Source organism: Paenibacillus sp. TAF43_2, assembly GCF_052113545.1.
In the GTDB taxonomy this organism is placed as follows: domain Bacteria; phylum Bacillota; class Bacilli; order Paenibacillales; family Paenibacillaceae; genus Pristimantibacillus.
In genome coordinates this window covers 1-26,375 of record NZ_JBFRDK010000086.1, presented here as the reverse complement: position 1 = coordinate 26,375, position 26,375 = coordinate 1, and the positions used below count along the sequence as shown (strand labels likewise).

The following is a 26,375-nucleotide window of genomic DNA, read 5'->3' as shown; positions in this document are numbered from 1 at the left end:
ATGAACGAACGCAAAGACATGGAGGAAGCCTTTGCTTCTTCCTTTCCGAAGGATGCATGGAGAAACCGTGAGCTGACCATAGTGAATCGAAAAGGCCAGAAACGTGCGATTTTGGCTGATACGGAAATGATGGCTGAGGGTAAGGATTGGTTTTTGTTAATGGTCATTCGGGATATTACGCAGCAGCAGGAAGAGTCGCGTCTCATTCATTTTTTGGCACATCACGATACATTGACTAAGCTGCCTAACCGCTATCACTTTAATCGAGAACTGGAAGCTTCGTTGAAAGCTGTGAAATCATCAAAAGCGCTGCTGGGAGTCATGCTTATCGATTTGGATCGCTTTAAGCTGATAAACGATACGCTTGGACATCAGTTTGGTGATCAGGCTTTAATTGACGTTGCTCAGCGCCTGCGTCAAAATGTGGACCATCGGCATTTGCTGGCCCGTCTGGGCGGAGATGAATTTATTATTTTAATTAAAGAAGCGGAAGAATATGATGAAATCGTGTCGCTTGCCGAAAACATTCATCTAGCCTTTCAGCTGCCGATTACGCTTCAAGGGCAAGATTTCTACCTAGGCGGCAGCATTGGAATTAGTGTCCATCCATTTGATGATGACAGCTCTGATGGGCTTATCAAGAGGGCAGACATTGCCATGTACAATGCGAAACATAGCGGAGGCAATCAGTATCGCTTGTATACGAATGAGATGATTGCTCTAGTACAGCGAGACGTCAAGCTGGAGAAGCATCTTCGCAAAGCGCTTAAACGCAAGGAATTTGTTCTCCATTATCAGCCGCAGATTAATTTGGCGAGCGGACAGCTGATAGGGGCGGAGGCCCTTATTCGCTGGCAATCGGTAGAGCTTGGCATGGTGCATCCAGGAGAATTTATCACGCTGGCAGAGCAAACGGGATTAATTAATGAAATTGGGCAATGGGTTATTGCGGAAGCTTGTCAGCAGGGTAAACTGTGGCAGGAGCAAGGCTGGAATGATTTTATGCTGTCGGTGAACGTTTCGTCGAGACAATTCATGCAGCCGGATTTCGTAAACAAGGTTCAGGAGATTTTGCGCAGCAGCGGCCTTGAGCCTGATCGGTTATGCTTGGAGATTACGGAGAGCATGGTCGTTAATAATTTAAATGTAGCTAGAAAGATGCTCGATGAGCTTGTTGCTTTAGGTATACATATCGCCATTGATGATTTTGGTACAGGTTATTCCTCATTAAGTGTGCTAAGGCAGCTGCCGATTGCTATTATCAAAATTGACCGCTCCTTTATTACTGATATGGATGCCTATCAAGGCGGCTTATCTATCGTGAAGACGATTGTGTCGATGGGGCATGACCTGCAGAAGCAGGTGGTTGCGGAGGGCGTAGAAACATTGGATCAATATGAACAGCTAAAGCAGCTTGGCTGCGACAAAGCGCAGGGTTATTACTATCATAAGCCGCTCCCATTGCTAGAGTTTAATAAACTGCTAGTCGCAAGGTGAGGTTATGCTCTTACCGCGCCGATATAATTATTCTAACTTATAGCTGCTTGTTCAAGCCGATCAGGGACATGCGAAAGCTACCAGAACTTATCCGTAGTAACCCCAGCCGATACCCAAACTACAATCAAGAGCTGCCCAAGTTTGTCGGACATCAGTTCCGCTATTTTAGAAACTGCGAGGTTTTTGAGCATGTTACGGACATAGGTTCCGTTATTCGTGCTGAAATATCCCCAATGCGCTTGTTTTCAAGACAATAGCGGAACCTATGTCCGTTAAAATCTAAAAAAGAGCAAAATGACATAAATAGCGGAACCTATGTCCGTAACCCCAGAAGCCACCCGAGCTATCATCGTGAGCATTTCTAATTAATCTTTTAAAATAAGTTGTGGATATAATTGGCGATGGTACAGAATATTGTGCTGAAGTTGAACATTTTATAAAAGGTAACGAGGATATTTATTATCAGTATATATACCCAAGAAACTTAGAAGATGTTTCTCGTCCATAGCTGACGTTGTTAAACAGTTGGGACATGTCTACTACATTATTTTCTTTCTATATCTAGGCATACCCTAAGGAAACCCGGAGGGCGGCGCCTCTCGCATACTCATAACCTGCTAAAAAAGCAACGTTGGAGATCCATAATAAAGGAGCTAAGCAGACTGAAGTCGCTAAGCTCCTTTTGCATTTCATTAGTCACTTTTTTTCATGATTTGGAGTGTTCCGCTAACCGAGGCTTGATGCTTCTGAAAGTCCCAATTGTGCTGAACTAGAGCATCTCGGTATCAATAATGCGCCAGTGATGCTTAAGTGTAGCTTCCAAGGCTTCTTTATCCTTCGCTTTGAACAAGTTGAGAATTTTTCGATGCTCCTCATTTACTTGCTTTAGCACGTTTGCAAGCTTTGGTTTGTCTTCACTTGCATAGGACTGACGAATAAAGCTGTTCTTTAATGAATTCAACGTTTCAATTAATACAGGGTTGTCGCATTTTTTTATATAAATATCATGGAAATTGTATTGGTCCATATGATAATCGGAAAAATACAGCTTGCTAATATCAAGATCGATTTTGTCGACAAGCCTTTCCATTTCGGTGAAGTCGGGCTGTTGAAGTAAATCAATGCACAAAGTAGCAGCGAGTGCATCCAACACTCCAATAATTCGGGAAAAATCGAGTTTTTTCTTGGAATCAAAGGCTTTGACCGTGAAGCCGCGTCTAGGTAAATAATCTAGGAGATTGTCGGAGGATAGTTGAAATAATGCTTCTCTGGTAGGCGTACGGCTTATATCTAATTTTTTGCAAATTTCAGCTTCATTAACTTTTTGATTCGGCAGTAATGTGCCATCTTGGATTTTTTGAGCGATATACTCGTAAACATGGTCTTTTAACGATTGGTATTTAGGTGATTGCATGTAGGTTCCCCTGTTCTAACTTACTTTAATAAGGTGAAGTTGTTTGCTGTTTAACTTTTATATGGGATAAAGAAATGTCTTAGGTGATTGAACATGCATTCGTACAGTAGATGATTTCACTATTTTATCATCTGATCCAGATATTAGACAAGCGTATGAATATGTCGAAAGGTGTCATAATAACTCACATATAAATAACAATTTTTAATAGAATCATAAAAAAACATTGTAGATAGTGGAAACCGATGTTATAATTACTACCATCATATATGTATATTGTATACAGATTTAACTCCGTATTCAATTCGGGGGATTTTAGACTAAATCAGATAATGAATTGGGAGAGATGGAAATGAAAAAGAAATTATCATTGCTGCTTATTTCGGTTATGGTCGTCCTTTCGGCATGTGGTCAAAACAATAAGGAAAACACGCCAGCTGCAACGAACAATAACGCGGCAACAGATCCTCCAGCAGTAGAGAAAACAACGCTTACCCTAGGTACAAGTGCAGATTATGCACCCTTTGAGTTCCATAAGTTAATAGACGGTAAAGATACGATCGTAGGTTTTGATATTGAAATTGCTAGAGAGATTGCAAAAGATATGAATGCTGAGCTCAAAATTCAAGATATGGACTTTGATGGTTTGCTGCTCGCACTCGATACAGGAAAAGTAGATATGGTTATTTCGGGTCTGACGCCTACGGAAGAACGCAAAAAGAACGTTGATTTCTCTGAAATCTATTACTTGACTAGCCAAGGCGTTTTGGTGAAAAAGGACCAAACTGAGCAATTCAAGTCATTGGATGATTTAAAAGGCAAAAAAATCGGTATTCAAAAAGGTTCGATTCAAGAAGGCATTGCACAGGAAATCGCCGATGCGAAGCTAACGGCTTTGGCTAAAATTCCTGAATTGATTTTGGAGCTGAAGAGCGGTCGTGTAGATGCCATTATTCTAGAAAAACCGGTTGCGGATCAATACGCAGTGGCCCAAACGGATATTGCAGTGTCTGAAGTAAAGATTGAGCAGCCCGTAGAAGAAGCTGGCGTATCCATAGCTGTTAAGAAGGGCAACCAAGATTTGCTTAATAAAATTGATGGAACGATTGCTCGTTTGAAGGAAAGCGGCGAAATTGATCGTTATGTCGTTGAGGCAAATGAGCTGGTTGGAGAATAAAGAGCGGACGGAGTAGTTGGATATGGATTTAAACTTCGGTTTCATGGCTGAGTATTGGCCGATTTTTTTGAGAGGAGCCTTGGTCACGCTGGAGCTGTCTTTCTTCGGCGTGGCACTAGGCACAGTGCTTGGGGTTGTCTTTGCATTATTGCGAATCTCGCGCATCTGGCCGGTTAAGTTTTTGGCCTCTACCTATATCGAGATCATACGAGGAACCCCGATGCTCGTGCAAATCTTTATTATTCATTATGGACTGACTGGATTTGGCATAAATCTTCCGCCTTTTATATCCGGAGTGGTTGCTCTTACGATTAATAGTTCTGCCTATATGGCTGAGGTGTTCCGTGCGGGAATCGAAGCAATCGACAAGGGTCAGACGGAGGCGGCTCGATCCTTGGGGCTGAGCAGAGGTATGGCGCTTCGGTACATCGTGCTGCCGCAAGCTTTCCGCAACATGCTGCCGGCAATCGGCAATGAATTCATTATTATTATAAAAGATTCCTCGCTTATATCCGTCATAGGCATTGCGGAGCTGATGTTCAATGCTCGGACGGTTCAGAGCGTCACCTTCTCGCCGATGGAGCCGTTGTTAATCGCCTGCGCTTTATATTTTATCATGACATTTACATTATCCAGGCTGCTTGCTGTGCTAGAGAGGAAGTTGAGAAGCAGATGATAGTCGTAAAAGGGCTGCGCAAATCTTATGGAAAAAACGAAATATTGAAAGGGATAGACACGGTGATTCGCAAAGGCGAGGTCGTCGTTGTTATTGGGCCAAGCGGCTCTGGAAAAAGCACCTTTCTTCGTTGTTTGAATCGATTGGAGGAGCCTTCAGCTGGTCATATTCAGCTGAATGATCGTGAAATTATAAATAAACAGTCGGAGTTAAATCGGATTCGTCAAGAAATGGGCATGGTGTTTCAGCATTTTAATTTATTTCCGCATATGACCGTCTTGGAAAATTTGACCCTTGCTCCGCGTAAGCTAAAGAAGCTGAGCAAAGAGCAGGCAAATGTAGAAGCTGTGGAGCTGCTGCGCTTAGTGGGGCTCGAAGACAAGAAAGATGCCTATCCAGATCGTCTCTCAGGCGGACAAAAGCAGCGTGTTGCGATAGCGAGAGCGCTTGCCATGCAGCCTAGCGTGATGCTGTTTGATGAACCAACGTCAGCACTCGATCCTGAGATGGTTGGAGAGGTGCTTGAAGTCATGCGGAAGCTTGCTCAAAACGGAATGACGATGGTTATTGTAACGCATGAAATGGGTTTTGCCCGCGAGGTTGGCGATAGGCTGCTGTTTATGGATGGCGGCTGCATTGTTGAAGAGGGAGTGCCGCTGAAGGTATTCCAAAATCCTCAGCACCCGCGAACGCAAGATTTTTTGGCAAAGGTTTTATAGCAGCAAGGTCGTTTAGTTTGTAAATTCCTGGTGGTTAATAATCAATCCAGGTTTTTTTATAACAGTAATTGAATATTGTATACAAATTTACAGGGAGTGATTTCATCGATATGACATCTACCAAATCTACAGCGGTTGTCATGGAGCAGTCGGATCGATACGGCGCACACAATTACCATCCGCTGCCTATCGTTATTTCGGAGGCTGAAGGTGTCTGGGTGAACGACCCTGAAGGCAATCGGTATATGGATATGCTCAGTGCGTACAGCGCTCTTAATCATGGTCATAGGCATCCAAGGATTATTCATGCACTTAAAGATCAAGCGGATAAAGTAACGCTCACTTCGCGAGCTTTTCACAATGATAAGCTGGGCGAGTTTTATGAAAAGCTCGTTAATTACACGGGCAAAAATAAAATTTTGGCAATGAACACGGGGGCAGAAGCAGTGGAAACCGCCATTAAGGCGGTTCGTCGCTGGGCATATCGCGAGAAAGGCGTGGAGCACGACCAAGCGGAAATTATCGTTTGTATGGGCAATTTTCATGGTCGGACGATAACGGTCACTTCCTTCTCTTCAACGGAGGAATACAAAAAGGATTTTGGACCATTTACGCCAGGCTTCAAGTTAGTTCCTTACGGTGATTTGGCTGCTCTTGAACAGGCGATTACACCGAATACAGCTGCCTTTCTCGTTGAACCCATTCAAGGGGAGGCGGGTATCATTATTCCACCGGAAGGATATTTATCAGGAGCCTACGCATTGTGCAAACAAAATGATGTGCTGTTCGTGGCCGATGAAATTCAAACCGGTTTTGGACGTACAGGCAGACGCTTTGCGTGTGATTGGGAAAATGTAACGCCAGATGTTTATATTATGGGCAAAGCGCTGGGCGGCGGGGTAATGCCTATTTCGGCAATCGCCGCAAACGATACGATTTTAAATGTTTTTGAGCCTGGTTCGCATGGATCTACGTTTGGCGGCAACCCGCTGGCTTGTGCAGTCTCTGCAGCAGCGATTGATGTCATCGAGGAGGAGAAGCTGGCAGAGCGTTCGGATGAACTGGGGAAATATTTTCGAGAACAATTAGCTGAAATTAGTTCACCGCATATTGTGGAAATTCGCGGTAAGGGCTTGTTTATCGGTTTGGAGCTTGATACAGCAGCTAGGCCATACTGTGAACGTCTGATGGCGAAAGGGCTATTGTGCAAAGAAACACATGACACGACCATTCGGTTTGCGCCGCCGCTTATTATAACGAAAAAAGAGATCGATTGGGCGATAGAAAGGATTGCGCTTGTGCTTCAATCCGAATAAGGGATGAATTTGCGGACGGAGACAGCTTAAGGAAGGGGATGTTCACTTTGGGAAGCATTGGGGAAGCGAATCTTAACAAGATGGGGAGGACGGATTTTATGGCGAGCAAAAAAGTGAGACTCATAAGCGTTCCGTTCTGGATGGGCGGAAGCCGCGCAGGATCGGAGCTTGGTCCGGAAAGCATTATTCAATCAGGGCTAGCGCGTCAAATCAGAAGTATGGGATTTGATTTAGTTGGCAATTACGAGGTAAGCTGCCCGAGGCATGGCGTGCTTGATCCGAAGCAGCCCAAGATGAAATATTTTCCCGAAGTGAAAGAGATGAGCGGGCTAGTAGGTGAACAGGTCTATCGCGCAGTGCTTGCGGACTCTTTTCCTCTCGTATTAGGGGGGGACCATAGTGTTGCGATTGGCTCGTTAGCTGGTTTGACTGGTCATTACAATAATTTGGGCATTATCTGGTTTGATGCGCATGGCGACTTGAATACGGAGGAGACCACTCCTTCTGGAAATATGCACGGTATGCCGCTTGCGGTAGCGATGGGTCTAGGGAAATTTAAGCTATCCGATATACCGGGAGCTGGACCGCTCATTAAGAAAGAAAATGTAGTAATTATCGGAGCGCGTGATTTGGATCATTACGAGAAGGAGCTTATTCGCTCGGAAGGAATCGCTTGCTTCACAATGCATGACATTGACCGAATGGGCATGAAGGCGGTCATGGAGAAGGCGATTGAGATTGTGAGCAGCGGTACGGATGGCGTGCATGTAAGCTTTGATATGGATTGTATGGACCCGGCGGAAGCTATGGGTGTAGGAACGCCGGTTCCAGGCGGAATAAGCTATCGCGAAGCGCATTTAGCACTGGAGCTGCTAGCTGAAACAGGCCGCGTGACCTCTATGGATATTGTGGAAGTAAATCCTTTGCTGGATGTAGGCATGCGTACCTCTCGGCTTGCGGTTGAGATGGCAACCTCTCTGCTTGGCAAACGAATCATATAGAATCTAGGCTGTTAGGGGACGAGGGTTTGCTATGGAAAAAATGATGAGGAGCTTTTTTCTGACTCTCGGAAAAAGCAGTCGGATGGGGAGTTTGGCGCGTAAATATGGCCTCAAGCTGGGAGCTAGCCGATTTGTAGCTGGGGTTGAAATAAGCAGCGCCATTGAAGCGGTCAAGAAGCTTAATAAACAAGGAAAAATGGCAACTTTAGATCATTTAGGTGAATTTATTCGAGGCAAGGAAGAAGCGGCCCATTCCGCAAATATGTGCTTGCGGACGCTTAAGGCAATTGCTGCTTCTAATGCAAATGCGAACTTATCCTTAAAGCTTACAAGCTTAGGACTGGATCTGGACAGCAAGCTGTGCGAGGAGCATATGAGAACGATATTGGATGCCGCTGCAAAAATGAACATTTTTGTTCGAATCGATATGGAAGATTACTCTCACTGCCAGCCTGCTCTTGATCTATATAAGAGGCTGCGAGAGTCATACGACCATGTAGGTATCGTTATTCAAGCTTATTTGTTTCGTTCGGAGCAGGATGTTCATGAGCTAGGACTTAATCGTGCCAACCTAAGATTGGTGAAGGGCGCTTATAAAGAAGCTGAAGAGGTTGCCTATCCGCAGAAAACGGATGTCGATCAATCATTTGAGAGATTAATTAAGATGCATTTGCAGAGCGGCAGCTACACGGGGATAGCGACCCATGATCGCGCCATCATTGAGACCGCAAAAAGATTCATCAAAGAGCAGGGAATTCGAGTGGAGCAATTCGAGTTCCAAATGCTTTATGGCATTTGCGAGGAGCTGCAGGATGAACTCGTTCGCGATGGTTATAGAGTAAGAATCTATGTTCCTTACGGTGAAGATTGGTTTGGTTATTTCATGCGCAGACTGGCTKAACGACCTGATAACGTTTGGTTTGTACTGAAAAATATGTGGAAGTAGAGGGGAATGACAATGAGAGAATGGAATGTAACGCCATTTGTTACTGAACCGATGACTGATTTTGGCAATGCTGAGAACCGTGCCGCCTTTCTGGAAGCAATTGCTCATGTGAGAACGGAATTAGGCAAGCAATACCCGCTGCATATTGGAGGTCATGCCGTCCATACCGCTGATTATATCGTATCGCGCAACCCGGCAAAGTCGGATGAAGTAGTAGGTGAAGTGGCAAAAGCGAGCCAAGAATTAGCTGAACAGGCGATGAAATCAGCGCTTGCTGCTTTTGAAACGTGGAAATATACATCGGTATGGACACGGGCGAGGTGCTTGATGAAAGCCGCGGCGCTCATGCGGGAGCGGAAGCATTATTTTTCGGCGTGGCTCGTAATTGAGTCGGGTAAAAACTGGGCAGAAGCCGATGCGGATACGGCAGAAGCGATTGATTTTATGGATTATTATGCACGTGAAATGTTGAAATTAGCGGAAACCAATGAGCTAAAACCGCTGGTTAAGCTAGCAGGTGAAGACAATCGGCTGACTTATATTCCGCTGGGCGTCGGGATTGTTATTCCGCCTTGGAATTTCCCGCTGGCAATATGCGCTGGAATGGCTAGTGCCTCTATTGTTGCAGGCAACACCATTATTATGAAACCTGCATCTACAACTCCGATTATTGCTTACAAGTTTTATGAGCTGATGGTGGAGGCGGGGATGCCTGCTGATGTTATTCAGTATTTGCCGGGAAGCGGTGCAGAAATCGGCGACTACTTGACTAGCCATCCAAAGACCAGATTCATTAGCTTCACAGGCTCGAAGGAAATAGGGCTGCGTATTAATAGGCTCGCTGCTGAGCAAGCGCCGGGACAAATATGGATGAAGCGAGTTGTAGCGGAAATGGGCGGGAAAGACGGTATTGTCGTAGATGAAACGGCCAATATCGATGCTGCTGCTGATGCTATTGTAGCTTCTGCTTTTGGGTTTCAAGGACAGAAATGTTCGGCAGGCTCAAGGGCCATTGTTGTAGCGGATGTGTATGATGAGTTAATTGAAAAAGTGAAAGAAAGAACGAGCAAGCTTGTTATGGGTTCCCCGGAAGAGAACGCGGCAATCGGGCCTGTCATTGACAAAGCATCTTTTGAAAAGATTTTGAATGCCATTGAGAGAGGCAAGAGTGAAGGTAGATTGATAGCAGGCGGCGGAAAAGGAATAGAGAGCGGCTATTTCATAGAGCCAACGGTATTTGCTGATGTTGCTCCAAAAGATTCGTTAATGCAAGAAGAGATATTCGGGCCTGTACTAGCCATTGCTAAGGCGAGGGATTGGCAGGAGGCTATTCGTATATACAATGATACGGAATTTGGGCTGACAGGAGCTTTTTTCTCAGCAGAAGAGGATCGTATCCAAGCAGCGCTGCAGGAAATGCATTGCGGCAATCTGTATATTAACCGTAAATGTACGGGAGCGTTAGTAGGCGTTCATCCCTTTGGGGGATTTAATATGTCAGGTACAGATTCAAAGGCTGGCGGACATGATTATATGCTATTGTTCACGCAAGCTAAACTCACGTCTATTAAACTATGAATGAATAATGGTCGGTATTTCATGAATTTAATGTTATATAAAATAACATAAAAGATTGATTTTTATCGAATATTGATCGAATATCTAAAAATGCCATTGTCTATATGGAATGTTGATGTTACACTATCTCACGTATAGAAGTATATTGTATACAAATTTTGACGCTTTACCCACATATACATAAAGGCACATCCTAGATTAAGTCAAAATTGATTAACGCAAAGGCGGAATGGGAGTGATGAGTATAGCATTGTTAATTTGTCGATTGCTGCACTCTGTTTATTGGATTAATTGCTAGACAAAAAAGGAGGAAGAACATGCCTAAGAAGATTATCTCTCAAAAGCTTCTCGCACTCATGCTTTCCTTAATGCTTATTTTCTCTATCATTGCTCCTGGTGCTGCATATGCGCGGGAAGGTGCCGATACAGGTTCGGTTCCTGCTGAGGAGACTGTAGTCGCTCCAGGAACAACGGGGCTGGATGAAACTTCCGATACGGAGCCGCTGATTGTCTCTGCACTTGCTGAGCCGGAAGATTCGGTTGGCAAAAGTGCTTATGATTATCTTAATTATATGGCGACCACAATCGGTGCTCGTGTTGCGGGTACAGCGAAAGAGGTTGAAGCCGGAAATTATGTAAAGGCTGAGTTTGAAAAACTAGGACTTAATACTGTGGTTCAGCCGTTCAGCTATACTCGCGGTGGGACAACGGTTAATTCAAATAACATCGTCGCAACTAAAGTAGGAACCTCGCCGAAGGTTGTAATTGTAGGCGCGCATTATGACTCCGTCAGCGCAGGCAAAGGCGCTGATGATAATGCTTCAGGTGTAGCGGTTATGCTGGAATCAGCGAAAGCAGTATCCAAAGTAGCTACGCCGTATACGATTAAATTCATTGCGTTTGGCGCAGAAGAGCAAGGACTTAGAGGTTCTCAATATTATGTGTCTCAAATGACGGCAGAAGATAAGAAAAACACAGTTGCGATGATTAACCTCGATAGTGTGGCTGTCGGCGACAATATGTACATTTATGGCAGCAAAGGCTCAAAAGGTTTCGTTCGTGACCTCGGCCTTAGCATTGCTGATCGCCTTGATCTTTCCGTCATAACTAATCCAGGTGAAAATCCTCAGTACCCAGCTGGTACAACCGGAGACTGGAGCGATCATGCGCCATTCTCGAAAGCAGGCATTCCTTACGCCTACTTGGAAGCGACAAACTGGAGCCTTGGCGACAAGGATGGTTATACGCAAACTACACTGGATGGAGAGATATGGCACACAGCAAAAGATACTCTTGATTACATCGAATCTGCTTATCCGGGAAGAATCCAAGAGCATTTAACCACATTTACAAAATTGCTGACAGGCATTCTTCTAGAAGTAGAAGAGCTTGCACCTGAGAAGCTTAAATTAAGTACAGATAAAGCATCCATTACGGAAAAAAGAACGATTGACGTTTCATTCGAATTGCCAGCAGGCGTAGCGCTTGCAGATCTAAAATGGAGCTATGGCGACAAGCCTCTGACCGAATGGAAGAAGTGGGGCACGAACTCGTATTCGGGAGACCCATTCATCTATTTGGAAGGGACGCCAGTGCTGGATGGAACGACGGTTAAAGCGCAAATTACGTTTGACCTTATTTACAACACAACCAACTTGTCAGGTTCTCACCGCTCCAGATACCCGGCAATGCTTGGTACACGTGATTTTGCTGTTCTAGATCAGAATGGCCGCACCATTGCGACAGCGCCAATTAAGCTTAATGTGTATGACAGCTATCATTCGTATGATGAAATTAAACCAGAGATTGACGCCATTACAGCAGAAATTAATGTGAAAAATAATCGCTATGTCGAAACGCAGGTTCTTGGCCAATCCGTGCAGGGCAGAAACATTTACTTTACGATTTTGGCAAAGGACAAAGCTTCTGTAGACAAATATTTAAATGAAACGATGCCTGCTATGATGAATGATCCGAAGGGCTTGCAGGATAAAATCAAAAATGGCACGTTCACAGACTATAAAGTTCCAGTATGGCTTAACAACATCCATCCGGATGAAGCGCCTGGCGTAGACGTTATTCTTAACTTCTTCCGAGAAATGGGGATGAAGGATAATATTACGTTTAATACGAACGAGGATGCTGCAAATCCGCTGCCCGTTACATTAAACGTAAATGATGCGCTTGAAAATGCTATTTTCCTAATGAATTTTACGGAAAATCCAGATGGTCGCTCATTGAATACGCGGGCAAATGCCAACTCGTTTGACTTGAACCGCGATAATTCCTATCAAACACAGCCCGAAACAAAAATCGTAACGAAAGAAATTGCCAAATGGTCGCCGCTTTCCTTCTTGGATATGCACGGTTTCGTAGGCAGCTTCCTGATCGAGCCGTGTACGCCGCCGCATGATCCGAACTTCGAGTACGATCTATTGATTGGAAGCATGCTCGAGCAAGCGAATGCGATGGGTAAAGCAGGTATTGCTAATACCAAATATACAAGCTACGAAATTCCGTATGAATCTCATCAAAACAACAGCGGACCTAATAAATCAGGTTGGGACGATGCATCTCCTGCGTACACAGCTGTTTATGCGATGCACCATGGTGCATTAGGTCACACGCTGGAAATACCAGAGCTTAACGAGGATTCAACGACTGCACTCTTCTATGCGAGCGTTGCTGCAACAAAATATGTAGTAGAAAACAAAGAAAAATTGTTTTTGAACCAGCTTGAAGTTTATAAACGCGGAGTTGAGAATACAGACAGCCGTACCGTTGATAAATATTTGACGAATGCTGCTGATCAAGTCATTGGCAGACCGCGCGGCGCAGAAACTAATTTCTTCCCAGACTATTATGTTCTTCCTGTAGCAAGCGATTTGCAAAAAAACCGCCTAGCAACGTATGAAATGGTTCAGTACTTGCTGAGCAATGGCGTGAAAGTCGAACAAACCACGACACCCGTGACGATTGGCGAGGTCGTTTATCCAATTGGCTCTTACGTTGTCAACATGAAGCAAGCGAAGAGGGGTTACGCTAATCTCGTCTTATATGACGGCTTTGATGTATCGGATTTCTCTGAAATGTATGCCGAAATCGTTCAAAGCTTTGCTGATATGAGAGGTTTTGATCGTTATGTGGTTCGTCAAGATGGAGCCTTCTCCGGTAAAACGACGAGTGTTACTGGAGTCGTGATCCCAGAGACGACCATTCCAGGCGACGCAGAACAGTATGTCATTAGAAACACGAGCAATGCGGCAATTAAAGCAGTGAATGAATTGCTTGCAGCTAAGAAAGCAGTAACGATGCTGAGCAAAGGCGCTGCAGGTTATGAGTTAGGAGATTTCCTCGTTTCCAAAGCGGATCTCCAGTCTATTTCCAAAAAGTATTTGCTCGATGTTATTGCTTTTGACAGTAAGAACAGCAAGGAAGGCCCACTGTTGAAATTGACGACGGTATCCGCAACAGGAGTCCCTGCTTTTGTTCTAAAAGATTTGGGTTTCCCAGTTACTACAGATATGGCAGCAAGCGATGTACTTATTAACACAAGCGGACAAGCAAGCACGAACCTGATCGGTGAAGGCAAGCCTTATGTTGGATTCGGAAGATCAGCAATGAACACGATGAAGGGTTCGACGCTGTTGCCAGGTTTCGATTTCGCAACGACAGGAAGCTCCCATGAAGGCTTGTTCAAAACAGAGCTGGATCAAACGCATTTGATTACAGCTGCGTACGATGCAAAAGAATTCTTCTACACCGCATCGGGTTCATGGATCACTTCTACTCCTGCAAATGCGAAGGTGTTGGCAACGGCAAGCACAGATGCTGACTTCTTTAAAGCAGGCTGGTGGCCTGGAAATGATAAAGTAAAAGGTAAAACGATTGGCTTCACTTACAAGAAAGGCAAAATTAATGTCACCTTGTTTGCGAATGATTTGCTGAACAGAGCACACCCGCAAAAGCAATTCAGAGTAGTAGCCAATGCAATATTCGCTGCGGCATCTGCTGAGGAGACGGGACCTGTTGCAACACCAACACCAACACCGGATCCAGTTGAAACACCAACACCAACACCGGATCCAGTTGAAACACCAACACCAACGCCGGATCCAATTGAAACACCAACACCGACACCAGATCCAGTTGTCACTCCGACACCGGACCCAGGCACTGGCGGACCGGATCCAGTTGTAACACCAACGCCAACACCGACTCCGAAACCGACGCCAACGCCAATTGACGTTCCTGAGTTTAAAGATTTAGGAGCTGTCGAGGCATGGGCTGGAGACGCAATTAAGGAGTTGGCTGGAAAAGGCATTATTACAGGTATTAGCAGCACATCATTTGCACCGCTTAAACAAGTAACGCGAGCTGAGTTTTTGACCATGCTTGTTCGCGCTTATCAACTAGCGGATGAGAGTGCTACGGCAAACTTCAGTGATGTGAAAACGTCTGATTGGTACTACGCTTCAGTAGCTGCAGCGGTGAAAGCAGGACTGGCTCAAGGTGTAGGAGAGGGCAAATTCGATCCTAACCGACCAATTACACGTGAAGAAATGGCTATTATGGCTGCGAACGCCTTGAAGCTCATCAATAAGGATACAGCAGCAAGTGACGTAGAGGGTGCCTTAAGTAAATTTAGCGACCAAGCTAAAATGGCATCGTATGCGAAAGAAGCGATTGCCCTTCTGACAGAGCAAGGCGTGATCAACGGCATGACGGACGGCTCCTATGCTCCAAAAGGCATAGCTAACAGAGCGCAAGCAGCCGTTATCATTAGCAAGCTCCTTAAGAAAAATTAAATTATAGCAATAAATAAAAGGGCTGCCAGCGGCAGCCCTTTTATTTAAAGCTTGTTCATGAAGTACATATTGTCTCACAGAAAACGTAAGGAGGACGGCATAGATGAAATTGAATATTGGGAGCAAACGTAAATTAACGATAGCCAATAAGATTTACGGCAGTTTTTTTGCTGCAATTGTTTTTATTATGCTTCTATTATGCTTTATTTTTTATAACCTAAATAATCTTAATAGATCCTATAATGAGCTTATTAACAATAATGTAGCCGTCCTTATGAATATGGAGTCTATTCAAAGAAATGCCGTTCAGCTCAATAGCAGCTTTAGCGATTACTTATTGAATAAAAATAAAGACATTTTAAAAGAAATGGATGCGGTAAGTGCGGATATTGTTATTCAAGCAAAGGCAGCACAAGCTTTGATACAAAATGAGGAAGATATTAAAGCGCTTGACGCCCTTCTGGGCTGGAACAATCAATACATGGAACGGATAGCAGCGTTTAACGATGTGGAGCAGCTAAAAGCCACTTCTTATGCCAACACACGCGTTTTCCCTTTGGCCAAGCTAATTCGCACCAATGCGATTAAACTCGCTCAAAAACAAGAAAGCGTTATGGCGGAAAAGGTACTGGCAAACGATAGGGAAGTTAATCAGTCAAATATTTCTATGCTTATCGGAAGTATCCTCCTTATTGTGGTGACGCTGCTGTTGGGTACGCTGCTTTCTAGAAATATTTCCATTCCCATTAGACGGTTGTCGGGATTAGCTGTGGCCGTAGCCAGCGGTGATTTGCGCAGCACGCCTCTTCACATTCGAAATAAAGATGAAATCGGTTCATTAGCAGACTCGTTTGACAGTATGAGAAGCGGTTTGCAGGAGATGATAGAGCAGGTCAATCAGGCAGCGAAGCAGCTGGCAGCAAGCTCGGAGGAGATGCGTGAAGGAGCCAAACAAACCTCAGCAGCTACGTATTACATCGTTGAATCGACGCAGCTGGTTGCTGCATCAGCGGAGGAGCAGCTGCAAGGCTCAGAAGCAATTTCAACAGCGATGGAGGACATTGTCGAAGCAATTAGAAGCATAACATCCGCGGTAACGGTGATTTCGGAAACGTCAGAGCAAGCCATTCTTATCGTAGATGGCGGACATTCCTACATGGAGCTTGCCACCCAAGACATGAGCAGCATTGATCAGATCGTCGATGAAACTGCGAATTCGATGGAAAATGTGAAGGAAAGCGTGCAGCACATCGAGAACATCGTAGCATTAATTGCATCCATTTCGGGTCAAACTCGGCTGCTTGCATTAAATGCAACCATTGAAGCAGCAAGAGCAGGGGAACATGGCCTAGGGTTTGCTGTAGTAGCGGAAGAGGTTAGAAACTTAGCGAAACAATCGGAAGAAGCGTCAAAAAAAGCATCTAAGCTGCTCGGCACTGTACGCAACAATACAATGCAGGCTGCTTCTATGATGGATAAAGGGAAAAATGAAGTGAAAAAGGGAAAGCGTTCATTGATCGAGACAAGCAGCCAATTCCAGCTTATCCGCAGCTCAGTGAGTGAGGTAGCAAGCCAAATTCAAGAGATCGCTGCGTCATCCATACAAATATCTACAGGCTCGCAAAACATTGCTGCTTCCACTTCAGCCAGCGCGAAGCAGGCTAATGAATCATCAGCATTAACGCAAAGCGTATCTGCAGCAACCGAAGAGCAGCTAGCGTACATGGAAGAAATTACAGCATCTGCAACAACGCTTCATGCGGCAGCAGGTGATTTGCAAAGCCATGTCTCTAAGTTCAGAATGGTATAACTGGTTGAAAGCCCCGAGCGAACCGCTTGGGGTTTCTTGCTGTCGTCCTTTTTATTTCTGGACACAGCGGCATACGCCCAAACCCAAATCAGCTCCTTGGCATAGGCTGTTATCATCACATGAAATCAAGGAGCTTAATCCGAATGCCAAAAACGACAACAAAACCGGAGATAACTGAATTATCGTCTGATGACCTTGCTATATGGGCTGCAGTTATATTAGTCATTGGCGATTTATTTGGATTGTTTGCCGTCATAAAAGCAAAAGAGGAAAAGGAAGAGCTGCTTTAAACCTTTGACCATGATGATTCAGCTTATCACATAAAAGTATTCTAAAAATTTCAATATAAAGGAGAAAAGTTGATGGCAGATAAAAAAGAGATTAAGTCTGAAGAACTGGCCAAGCTTTCAGCATCGCTTTCAGCCGTTGGTTATGGATTAATCCTGCTTTCGCTTGAGAGGGCAGATCAGGAAAATCTGGAGCGCAAGGGGAAGGAAAATGAGAAGATGTCAGCAGCAGTAAATCGGTTATATCGACGTTTCAATGGATAAAGGGAGCGGGGATGAAGGGTGAACATAATCTCTCCTTCAATGATTACGTAAACAGTCCCTCGCATATCGCAAGGGGCTGTTTGCATGCTGCTTACAAAATTAACTCAAGCCATTGTTCCTTCGTTACCGGACCGAAATAGAAGGGCAGATCAATATCAGCTGTAAGCTGCTTTAGAGCGGAAGCTTCATAACGAATGCCGATCAGTTTCTGCGCAACTTCATTGCTGTCGCCACGGCCAAAAAAGTCTCCGTAAATAGCAGCGTTCACAATCAATCCTTCTTCAACCTGTAGACGAACATCAAAGGTGCCGACTCCTTCAATTCGTTTCCTCTGCTGCACATTAAAGGATGGAGAACGGCCATAGTTCCATTCCCAGCTGCGGTAGCGCTCTTCCGCCAGCTTGTGTACATTTTGCCAGTCCTGTTCAGATAACTCGTAGAACGGAATTTCGGCCGATTGCTCAAAGATGGACTGAAGCAGTCTTTGCTTAAACTGCTCTATCGTCATAGGCTCTTTCAAAAACTCTGTAATATTCGCCACGCGGCTGCGGATCGACTTCGTTGATTTCGATACATATTTCTCAGCATTTGCCTTCAGCGCAGATACAACATTTTCGATTTCAGAATTAAACAGCAGCGTTCCATGACTGAACATTTTGCCCTTCGTCGAAAATTGCGCATTGCCGGATATTTTTCGCTCGCCAACCTGTAGATCATTTCGGCCAGTCATTTCGGCGTCTACACCCAGCTCTTGAAGCGCGCGTACAACGGGCTCGGTGAACTTCTTGAAATTGTGGAAGGACTTACCGTCATCCTTCATAATAAAGCTGAAATTCAAATTGCCGAGATCGTGGTAGACGGCTCCCCCTCCAGAGAGTCTGCGGACGACGTGAAGCCCGCTGCTCTCCACGTAATCTGCATTAACTTCCTCGACGGTATTTTGGTTTTTGCCAATGATGATGGATGGCTCATTTATGTAGAAAAGCAAGTAGTCATCGTTGTCAGGCAATGAACGCAATATATATTCCTCTAATGCCAAATTAAGCGTTGGGTCGGTGATGCCATTATTGCTTACAAAACGCATGATCTTTGTCCTCCTATGCTGTAGCTCATATTGGCATTATACCTGTACGTCCTGTTCCTTATCAAATGAAAGGTTCGTACTTAATGGGTACAACCTATGCATAAGCTGAAATAATTCGTATAATCAAATGAGAAAAAAAGCTTGATGCAGAGGTGAAGCAAATGGAAGCGAAATTTTGTATGTCATGCGGTCATGAGCTCGAAACCCGTGACGTTGACGGTACGATGAGGCGGGCTTGTACGAGCTGCAGCTTCGTTCATTGGGGAAATTATAGCATTGGTGTCGGAGCACTGGTCGTTAAGGATGAGAAAATTTTGCTCGTTCGCCGAGCGCAAGAGCCTGGAAAAGGAAAATGGACGAATCCTGGCGGCTATATCGAGCAGCTGGAAGCCATTCAAGACACGATTGAGCGAGAGGTTATGGAGGAGTGCGGCGTGCAAGCAATCGTTAAAAACGTCGTAGCACTGCGTGATCAGCCGAGAAATATACATAATCTGTACGTCGCATTTGAGATGGAGTATGTGAGCGGAGAGCCTACCCCGGATTTTGTGGAGGTTGACGCTGCCGGTTTCTTCACCTTGCAGGAGCTGGAATCAATGGATGTTGCCGGCTTTACACAGTGGCTGGTTGATGTTGCTTTCCATGGACAATCACAAGGACTTAAGATAGATAGGTCGCCTGTCGTGCCTTTGGACGGTTATGGATTATTTCGAGTATAAAATACAGCTATTAACCAGATGAAATGTTTATCCTATTATTTATAGTAGAGACCTTCCTTGCGGAAGGTCTCTTTTTTTGCAAATTAGAACACCCAGTATACCCAATACGATAATAGAATCAACGTGAATACAACGGTAATCGGAATGACGATTGAAGTTACCTTCAAATACTGAACCCAGCTAATTGGAACCCCGCCTTTACGTACGATATGCATCCACATAAGCGTTGCCAATGTACCAATTGGCAATAGGAGCGAACCAATGTCACTGCCGATGACACTAGCGAGATAAGCAATTTTTAACGTCAGAGGATCGAGGCCCATATTCATTAGTGTAATCGTACCGACCATAAGTGCGGGATGGTTGTTGAATAAATTGGAGAGTACGCTTAAAAGTCCGCCCATGAGAACGCTGGCGTGAAGCAGGCTTCCTGAGATGAGAGGCTGCATAAGATGAATAAGCCAATCCGTTAAACCAATGTTGTTAAGGCCATAAATGATTACATACATGCTGAAAGCGAATATGAGTATATACCAAGGTGTTTTTTTGAGCATGTCCGTCGGTGAAATTTTCAAGTGGTACCAACGCCAGCCTAGCAGAAGAGCAGACCCGATAACAGCCATTGCAGAGACGGGGAAGTGGATGTAGGAAGCTACAAAGAGGCTGATACGAACACAAAATACAAAAATAAGAATATTGCGCATGAAGCGGTTGCGGTTCTCTTTAGGCAAGGTTTCCTTTAGCGGATGGCTGCCGGGCATAAGATTCCACCTGGAAGCGGGAGGAAGTGTTTTTGGAAGTGTGCGATAGAAAACGGCAAACAGCAGGAGCGACAAGAGGACAAGTCCAAGCGAAGCGGGTACGAACATCATGGCGGTATGCATGTAGAGATCCATATGAACGATTTTTAACGCAATTAAATTGACGATATTGCTTACGCCGATAGGGGCACTAGATGCCGTTGCGATTAATGCGCCAGATAAGAGATAAGGTATTTTTTGATGTTTTTTTAATCCCATATTTTGCAGCAAGAGCAGTAATATGGGCGTTGTAATTAAGATGCTTCCGTCGTTGTTTACAAAAAGCGTCATGAGAAAGCAAAATAAGTTTGTTAGCCAAAACAAACGAATGCCGGAGCCGCGTGCTTTTTTGGTGAGCAGCTCGGCTGCCCAGTAGAAAAAACCGAAGCTTTCTAAAACAATGGCCATAACGATAGTAGCAATAATGGTGACCGCAGCCCCGCTTATCGTTTCGGTTATTTGACCGAGATCGGAAAGTGAGACGCTTCCGCTAAGAAGAACGACTGCAGCTCCGATTGTTGCGGGTATCGCTTCATTGACCTGCGGTCGCCAGAAGATGAAGCTGATTGTTAGAAGGAACGCGGAAATGGTCATAATGATCATTAAGTCATGCATGCTTTAACCTCTTTTCAGTTTTGAACCCTTTTTTTGCTTTATTGTGCAGCACTCCTTTTCTAGATTGAACCTTAGGCTACTTGGAAAACTAGCATTCTAGCAAAACTAGAGATCCTCCTTTCTCTTATTTATTTTGTATCTATGTAGTGTAAGTATACGTACATGATAGAGTGTTCGTACTGGTCAATATCCCTATCTCTATCAAAATCTGCTAGTATCAATTGAAGATATTTGCCCCATAATGATAGATAGCTTCTATGGATTAAAGCCCAAAAAAACCCTCCTAACGATGGTCGTTTGGAGGGTTTTTATTTTACTAAGAGTCATTGACTGCCGCTTTGCCCCTCAACATAATCGAGAGACTACTATTTCATGTTCATCACTCAATCATCAGAATTTCACGAATATCCTTTTCCGATAGAGAGGATAGAGCCTCCTGACCAGGCTGGATAACCTCGTCAATCAGGTTCATTTTCTTTTGCTGAAGCTCATACATTTTGTCCTCGACCGTGCCTTGCGTTACGAGCCGGATGACCTGCACGACGTTTTTCTGTCCAATGCGATGTGCACGATCGGCTGCTTGCTGCTCGACGGCTGGGTTCCACCAAAGGTCGTAGAGAATAACAGTGTCTGCACCCGTTAAGTTTAGTCCAGTGCCCCCGGCTTTTAACGAGAGCAGGAAGAGGTCGCGCTCACCGTCGTTGAATCGATTGCAAAGCTCGACGCGCTCGGAGGCTTTAGTTTGCCCGTCCAAATAAAAATGAGTAATGCCTCGATAACCCAGCTCCCGTGCGATTAGGCCGAGCATCTCTGTAAATTGTGAGAAGATGAGCAGCCGCTTGCCAGCACTTTGGCATTCCTCGATAATTTCGAGGAGCTGCTCAAATTTGGCGGAGCTTCCTCGGTAATCTTCTACGAATAAGGCAGGATGGCAGCAGAGCTGGCGAAGCCTTGTTATTCCAGCCAAAATTCGAATTCGATTTTGCTGGAAACTTTCATCGTTCAAATGCTTCACTGTCTCCTGCTGCAGCTTGGCTAGGAAGCCGACATACAGCTGTTTCTGCTCAGGCAGCAGCTCCGATGCTTGAATCGACTCGATTTTGTCAGGCAGCTCCTTCAGTACATCACTTTTCAGCCTGCGCAGCAAGAACGGACGAACCCGTTTGGCGACAGCTTCTCGCGATAGCTCATTGAAAGCTTGCTTGCTGGGAAATAACGCTGGGAAAACGGCTCCGAAAATAGACCATAGCTCCTCCAGCGTATTTTCCACGGGCGTGCCGGTCAATGCGAAGCGATACCCGGCATCAATAGCCTTAACGGCTTGCGCGGTTTGAGTCGTATGGTTTTTGAAATATTGCGCCTCGTCCAAAATCAACGTGTGGAAGCTTTGCTTCATATAATCTTTAATATCTTTGCGCAGCAAGGGATATGAAGTTATGATCACATCCGCCGAAGAATCGCCTGTCAGCACGCCGCTGCGCTCTGACTTGGTGCCATCGGCAATAACGGCGCGAACCTCTGGAGCGAATTTCTTCAGCTCATTCAGCCAGTTGTAGGCGAGTGAAGCAGGAGCAACAATCAATGCAGGCTGCTCTCGCTTCCGAATCTCCGGCAGTACGGAGACGACAAATGCGATCGCCTGCACTGTTTTCCCGAGCCCCATATCATCGGCAAGAATGCCGCCGAAATGGTAATGGGCAAGCGTCTTCATCCATTGATAGCCATACTGTTGATAATCCCGCAGCACGTTCGCGAGATTGTCCGGCACTGGGAAATCCAAATTGTCGGGGTTACGCATGTTTTCCAGCAGCCGGCGGAACGATTTTCCAAGTCTTACCGCATTTCCGTTCTCATGTGAACCAATGAGATGCAGGCCGCGGGCTGTAGGTATCCGAAATTCGGTTCCTTGAATATCGCTCTGGCGCAAGCCGACTTCATTTAAGAAATGGATAATTTCTTGAAACTCGGCGCCATCAAGCGGCAATAACGAGCCGTTTGGCAAGCGGTGGTATTTGCGCTGCACTTCAAGCGACTTCAGCAGGTTCCGAATTTCCGATTCAGGAATGCCGTCCATATCGAACTTGAATTCCAGCCAGTCTGTACGCTCATCTACATTAATCGTTACTTTTGGCGCTGCATGCTTGGTCACAATTCGCACTTTAACAGCAGAGGTAGCGTACACCGTCAGCAGCTTCTCAAGCCGCGGGATGATATGGTGCAGAAATTCGAATTCCGAATCCTCGTCCTCCATGAAATAGCCGCCCTCTGTTTTGGCAAAGGGAACCAGCTCCATCAGCTCGAGAATGAGCCGCTCTTGTTCTCCGTCCCGCATGAGAATGCGATCAGTACCGCGTGATTTCTCGCTTCCTTCTAAAGGATTAATAATAATGTCGCCATATTGGAACTCAAGCCCTGCGACCAGCCGATCTCTTACCCGGTCCAAGTAAAGCTTCGCTTTAAGCTGCGTTTGCAGCACGCGGTCAGATATTGATTCCGCAATTCCGACACTGCCCAGCTTCATTAGTCCCGGGATGACCCTTTCCATAAACGGCTCCATTTGCGCAGGGGCAATATGAATCTTTGGCTTGCGCGAAGTGTCGAGCAGCTGCTTCATCTCCATAAGCCGTGTGCAAGATTCCGGTTTCAGCTCAATCAGCTTGCCGTTTGTAATGACCAGCTCATAATCTTCCATAATGATGATCTGATCAAGTCCCTGAATATCCAATTGATAGCCGTCGCTCGTCGCTTGATCAAACGCAAAATGGAGCGGGAGCGCTTCGTCGCTCCGTTCAATGCCATGAAACGTTTGATTGTTATAGAGCAGCTGTACGGTCGGTGCAGCAGTTAGCAGAGGAAGCGTCTTATCCCATGAGGAGGGAGGCACAAGCAGCATACGGTCTCCGCCTGCTGGAGCCTCTCTTAGAAATGAGCGGGACAGCGATTCCCTGAATATCTTTTCATTTCGGTAGATTTGAATAAGCCTCGCAAGCACCGCATCATTCTCCTGCTGAAAGCTGTGAACGGCTGGATTATAGGTAAAATGTTTCGAGAAGACGTAAGGCTCCCGCCGATCGACCTTTTCCAGAAATTCTCGTATTTGCTGTACGATATATAACCGTTTTGGGCCAACCTTAAGCTCAATGYCGAACATTTGCTTTCGGAAGCCGTAGGGGAAAAGCTTAACAGAAATCTCTACTTCCAGAGTGGTGCGCATGTCCAAAAGCGACCGGCTTCCGCTTGTGCGGATCGGACGGTGGCTGAACAAGCCTAACATGCCGTTAGCCAGCCGAGTATCGGCTGCTTCTAACCCCGCATGCGCCGCATATCGATTACGGAGATGGGTTGTATCTGCTTCGTCATCATCATACTTAGGCCTATCCTCTGGATGAAGGAGTGAGGGGTAGATACGGGCAGGCTTATCATACTCATTTTGAAAATGATGAATTTGCAGCAGCGCCGCAGCTACATGCTGGCAATACTTGTCGTAGGTGCTGAAAGCGAGACAGGAGCACTCCGCTTCGACGTCTCCATCCAGGTCAATATCGATCGTAACCTCATAGCGATGGTTGCCCATTACGATAGCTTTAAAGCTGCTTGCCTCCGGACCTTGGTCCGCAAGCGTAACTTTTCCATCTTTATAGTAGGCTTCGCCGCGTTCGTAGAAGGTATCGCCGCATAGCAGCTTAATAACTCGCTCGGACAACTGTACGCTCATGGTATGGTTCCTTTCCGCTAGCGGAACGCTTGTTCCGATGTGTAAGTTAATTCTTATCATATCAGAATATGTACAGCAGGTCACAATTCAAAATGTGGGCATTGTGCTTCTGAAATAAAAGCCTAGCATGAAACAAGGTTAATGCTAACTCTACTTTTGATGTGGTCTAGGCAGCTCATACTGAAATTGAATGCAATCAACGGTATAATGTAGGAAGAGAAGCTAAGCTTGATTATGGGAAAAGGAGCTGGACAACCATGCATTACCGACGACTTGGAAATAGCGGCCTCAAAGTATCCGCGCTCGGTTTAGGTACCAACGCTTTTGGGAAACGCGCAGATTATGAGGCTTCAAAACAAATCATTCATAGCGCGATAGACAATGGAATCAATTTTATCGATACAGCCAACATCTATGCAGCCACCGAATCCGAAAAAATTATTGGGCAGGTGCTTGAGGGACAGCGTCAACATGTTGTTTTAGCTACAAAAGCAGGGCTAGTTCGGGGAGCAGGCGTAAATGAGCGCGGCTCGTCCAGATTTCATTTGCAGACGGAACTGGAACAGAGCTTAAAACGTCTAAAAACCGACTATATCGATCTATATCAAATTCATACGTTTGATCCTGAAACACCGCTTGAGGAAACACTTCGAGCACTAGAGGATATGGTAAGCTCTGGCAAGGTGCGCTACATTGGAGCTTCCAATTACTTTGCGTGGGAGCTGATGAAGGCGCTCGGAATCAGTGATCGACTTGGGATAAACCGCTTCGTATCGACACAAGTAAGCTACTCCTTAGCGGATCGAACGCCGGAAAACGAGCTGGTTCCGATGTGTCTAGACCAAGGCGTGGGCATCATTCCGTATTTCCCACTGGCTGGCGGCATTTTGTCAGGAAAATACAGCGCAGCGCAGCAAGCGCCAGAGGGCTCTCGCGCTCAGACCGACCCGAATTTCCAGCGCTTTATTGATACTAAAACCATTGCATTAGGCGAAAATGTAGCGGAGCTTGCGGGACAACTGGACTGTACGCCAAGCGTATTATCACTTGCGTGGCTTATGCATCAGCCTGTCGTATCTACAGTCATTGTGGGAGCGACAAAGGTGGAGCAGCTCAAAGAAAACTTGAAGAGTGTATCCTTGCAGCTGACCGCAGATACAGAAGAGGAATTGCAGAAGATTAGCCGCCCATTCCGTACGAGTGAACCTTTTGCATGGTATCGCTTGCCGTAGAGATAGACACAACGGGTACCCACACGCAAAACACTTTGAAAAAGGTGCATAGCTTGTGGGTGCTTCTTTGTATAGAAGCCTTGTTATTGTTGCATTCGTGGGCAAATTGTAGATGCGGCCTTGTTTCATCTCTAGCCGATTTGTTTTATAAGTTATTATCAAATAGGAGGAGAGTGAGAGGCATGACGGAGAAGCAAACCTATTATGTATCGATTTCTGGAAAGCGGGTCGAGCCTGAACCTTCCATCAATGATCAGTTAACGGTAACCGCAACGCAGGCGGAGATCAGTGAGCTTCAGCAGCTGCTCGACCAAATTCAGCGGGATGATGAGAAAACACAATTTCGCGCACCGATTCCTTATAAATCAGCTGATAATGACAAAGCAACCGACAAGTTTAATGAGGATATCATCAAGGTTTACGAAACCGTATATGTGTTAGGCACGGCAGAAACTAGAGATCATATTCGCCAAATGAATATTTTAAACAAGCTGCAAGACTCTGATTACGACTATCCCGGATACGAGCGATAAAACGGTAAGCGGTATACAGATAAGAGGCTGTCACTATGATATGCTCCCCAAATAGTAGACAGGTGAAATAATAAAAAACCTGTTGCTATGAGGGGAGCATTTTCATGTCTAAAATTAAATATTCCGCATCAGAGAAACGTACCATTATCGAAGAGATCAAAAGTGGCGAGCTTGGCTTTATGGC

The 26,375-nt window shown here is 45.3% G+C and carries 19 protein-coding genes; 15 read left to right on the top strand and 4 right to left on the bottom strand.

The annotated features are described in order from the left end of the window. A partial coding sequence (locus tag AB4Z17_RS18720) for a putative bifunctional diguanylate cyclase/phosphodiesterase (protein WP_441961332.1) occupies positions 1–1,497 on the top strand: 1,497 nt, incomplete at its 5' end. Between the two features lie 769 nt (positions 1,498–2,266). On the opposite strand, the gene AB4Z17_RS18715 is transcribed toward AB4Z17_RS18720, so the two are convergent. Beyond that, positions 2,267–2,911, bottom strand: a complete 645-nt coding sequence (locus AB4Z17_RS18715; protein ID WP_441961330.1) for a GntR family transcriptional regulator — start codon at positions 2,909–2,911, stop codon at positions 2,267–2,269. A 352-nt stretch (positions 2,912–3,263) separates the two neighbouring features. On the opposite strand from AB4Z17_RS18715, the gene AB4Z17_RS18710 reads away from it, so the two are divergent. From AB4Z17_RS18710 to AB4Z17_RS18660, 11 genes are all read left to right on the top strand, one after another. Continuing rightward, positions 3,264–4,088, top strand: coding sequence for a transporter substrate-binding domain-containing protein (locus AB4Z17_RS18710; protein WP_441912905.1), 825 nt, complete (start codon positions 3,264–3,266; stop codon positions 4,086–4,088). Between the two features lie 22 nt (positions 4,089–4,110). Next, a complete protein-coding gene (locus AB4Z17_RS18705) occupies positions 4,111–4,764 on the top strand; it encodes an amino acid ABC transporter permease (RefSeq protein WP_441912904.1) in 654 nt (217 codons plus the stop codon). Then, entirely contained in the window at positions 4,761–5,483 is a 723-nt protein-coding gene (locus AB4Z17_RS18700; RefSeq protein WP_441884411.1) for an amino acid ABC transporter ATP-binding protein, read from the top strand. Before AB4Z17_RS18705 ends, AB4Z17_RS18700 begins: the two co-directional genes overlap by 4 nt. A 110-nt stretch (positions 5,484–5,593) precedes the next feature. Next, positions 5,594–6,799 carry an ornithine--oxo-acid transaminase gene (locus AB4Z17_RS18695; RefSeq protein WP_441961328.1) on the top strand — a complete coding sequence of 402 codons (1,206 nt, stop codon included), beginning with the start codon at positions 5,594–5,596 and terminating at the stop codon, positions 6,797–6,799. A gap of 98 nt (positions 6,800–6,897) precedes the next feature. Continuing rightward, positions 6,898–7,800, top strand: coding sequence for an arginase (gene rocF / locus AB4Z17_RS18690; RefSeq protein WP_441961327.1), 903 nt, complete (start codon positions 6,898–6,900; stop codon positions 7,798–7,800). A gap of 31 nt (positions 7,801–7,831) precedes the next feature. After that, complete coding sequence (locus tag AB4Z17_RS18685; RefSeq protein WP_441961325.1) at positions 7,832–8,746, top strand: proline dehydrogenase family protein; 915 nt, start codon at positions 7,832–7,834, stop codon at positions 8,744–8,746. Between the two features lie 6 nt (positions 8,747–8,752). After that, entirely contained in the window at positions 8,753–10,324 is a 1,572-nt protein-coding gene (gene pruA / locus AB4Z17_RS18680; RefSeq protein ID WP_441961323.1) for an L-glutamate gamma-semialdehyde dehydrogenase, read from the top strand. A 317-nt stretch (positions 10,325–10,641) separates the two neighbouring features. Beyond that, complete coding sequence (locus tag AB4Z17_RS18675) at positions 10,642–15,132, top strand: M20/M25/M40 family metallo-hydrolase (RefSeq protein ID WP_441961322.1); 4,491 nt, start codon at positions 10,642–10,644, stop codon at positions 15,130–15,132. A gap of 103 nt (positions 15,133–15,235) precedes the next feature. Further along, the gene (locus AB4Z17_RS18670; RefSeq protein ID WP_441961320.1) at positions 15,236–16,942 is read left to right on the top strand and encodes a methyl-accepting chemotaxis protein; all 1,707 of its coding nucleotides are present in this window, start codon (positions 15,236–15,238) and stop codon (positions 16,940–16,942) included. Positions 16,943–17,085: 143 nt separating this feature from the next. After that, complete coding sequence (locus AB4Z17_RS18665) at positions 17,086–17,232, top strand: hypothetical protein (RefSeq protein ID WP_179089894.1); 147 nt, start codon at positions 17,086–17,088, stop codon at positions 17,230–17,232. A gap of 72 nt (positions 17,233–17,304) precedes the next feature. After that, positions 17,305–17,493: a hypothetical protein gene (locus AB4Z17_RS18660; RefSeq protein ID WP_076270373.1), complete on the top strand. Its 189-nt coding sequence runs from the start codon at positions 17,305–17,307 to the stop codon at positions 17,491–17,493. Positions 17,494–17,584: 91 nt separating this feature from the next. On the opposite strand, the gene AB4Z17_RS18655 is transcribed toward AB4Z17_RS18660, so the two are convergent. After that, entirely contained in the window at positions 17,585–18,577 is a 993-nt protein-coding gene (locus tag AB4Z17_RS18655) for a lipoate--protein ligase (protein ID WP_441961318.1), read from the bottom strand. A gap of 161 nt (positions 18,578–18,738) precedes the next feature. On the opposite strand from AB4Z17_RS18655, the gene AB4Z17_RS18650 reads away from it, so the two are divergent. Then, positions 18,739–19,296, top strand: a complete 558-nt coding sequence (locus AB4Z17_RS18650; protein WP_441961316.1) for an NUDIX domain-containing protein — start codon at positions 18,739–18,741, stop codon at positions 19,294–19,296. 83 nt (positions 19,297–19,379) lie between these two features. Here the strand turns inward: AB4Z17_RS18650 and AB4Z17_RS18645 are convergent, their stop codons facing one another. Then, positions 19,380–20,711: an arsenic transporter gene (locus tag AB4Z17_RS18645; RefSeq protein ID WP_441912895.1), complete on the bottom strand. Its 1,332-nt coding sequence runs from the start codon at positions 20,709–20,711 to the stop codon at positions 19,380–19,382. A 379-nt stretch (positions 20,712–21,090) separates the two neighbouring features. After that, positions 21,091–24,426: a DEAD/DEAH box helicase gene (locus AB4Z17_RS18640; protein ID WP_441961314.1), complete on the bottom strand. Its 3,336-nt coding sequence runs from the start codon at positions 24,424–24,426 to the stop codon at positions 21,091–21,093. Positions 24,427–24,683: 257 nt separating this feature from the next. Between AB4Z17_RS18640 and AB4Z17_RS18635 the strand changes: the two genes are divergently transcribed. Together AB4Z17_RS18635 and AB4Z17_RS18630 are read left to right on the top strand one after the other, a co-directional pair. Beyond that, positions 24,684–25,658 (top strand): aldo/keto reductase, encoded by a 975-nt coding sequence (locus tag AB4Z17_RS18635; protein WP_441961312.1) that lies wholly within the window; start codon positions 24,684–24,686, stop codon positions 25,656–25,658. Positions 25,659–25,840: 182 nt separating this feature from the next. Next, complete coding sequence (locus AB4Z17_RS18630) at positions 25,841–26,191, top strand: hypothetical protein (protein ID WP_441912881.1); 351 nt, start codon at positions 25,841–25,843, stop codon at positions 26,189–26,191. Positions 26,192–26,375 lie beyond the last annotated feature (184 nt).

Coding starts and splice junctions, on each gene's coding strand:
- AB4Z17_RS18710 (WP_441912905.1), top strand. CDS start 3,264: ATGAAAAAGAAATTATCATTGCTGCTTATTTCGGTTATGGTCGTCCTT.
- AB4Z17_RS18705 (WP_441912904.1), top strand. CDS start 4,111: ATGGATTTAAACTTCGGTTTCATGGCTGAGTATTGGCCGATTTTTTTG.
- AB4Z17_RS18655 (WP_441961318.1), bottom strand. CDS start 18,577: ATGCGTTTTGTAAGCAATAATGGCATCACCGACCCAACGCTTAATTTG.
- AB4Z17_RS18630 (WP_441912881.1), top strand. CDS start 25,841: ATGACGGAGAAGCAAACCTATTATGTATCGATTTCTGGAAAGCGGGTC.
- AB4Z17_RS18665 (WP_179089894.1), top strand. CDS start 17,086: ATGCCAAAAACGACAACAAAACCGGAGATAACTGAATTATCGTCTGAT.
- AB4Z17_RS18670 (WP_441961320.1), top strand. CDS start 15,236: ATGAAATTGAATATTGGGAGCAAACGTAAATTAACGATAGCCAATAAG.
- rocF (WP_441961327.1), top strand. CDS start 6,898: ATGGCGAGCAAAAAAGTGAGACTCATAAGCGTTCCGTTCTGGATGGGC.
- AB4Z17_RS18700 (WP_441884411.1), top strand. CDS start 4,761: ATGATAGTCGTAAAAGGGCTGCGCAAATCTTATGGAAAAAACGAAATA.
- pruA (WP_441961323.1), top strand. CDS start 8,753: ATGACAATGAGAGAATGGAATGTAACGCCATTTGTTACTGAACCGATG.
- AB4Z17_RS18660 (WP_076270373.1), top strand. CDS start 17,305: ATGGCAGATAAAAAAGAGATTAAGTCTGAAGAACTGGCCAAGCTTTCA.
- AB4Z17_RS18645 (WP_441912895.1), bottom strand. CDS start 20,711: ATGCATGACTTAATGATCATTATGACCATTTCCGCGTTCCTTCTAACA.
- AB4Z17_RS18715 (WP_441961330.1), bottom strand. CDS start 2,911: ATGCAATCACCTAAATACCAATCGTTAAAAGACCATGTTTACGAGTAT.
- AB4Z17_RS18695 (WP_441961328.1), top strand. CDS start 5,594: ATGACATCTACCAAATCTACAGCGGTTGTCATGGAGCAGTCGGATCGA.
- AB4Z17_RS18635 (WP_441961312.1), top strand. CDS start 24,684: ATGCATTACCGACGACTTGGAAATAGCGGCCTCAAAGTATCCGCGCTC.
- AB4Z17_RS18650 (WP_441961316.1), top strand. CDS start 18,739: ATGGAAGCGAAATTTTGTATGTCATGCGGTCATGAGCTCGAAACCCGT.
- AB4Z17_RS18675 (WP_441961322.1), top strand. CDS start 10,642: ATGCCTAAGAAGATTATCTCTCAAAAGCTTCTCGCACTCATGCTTTCC.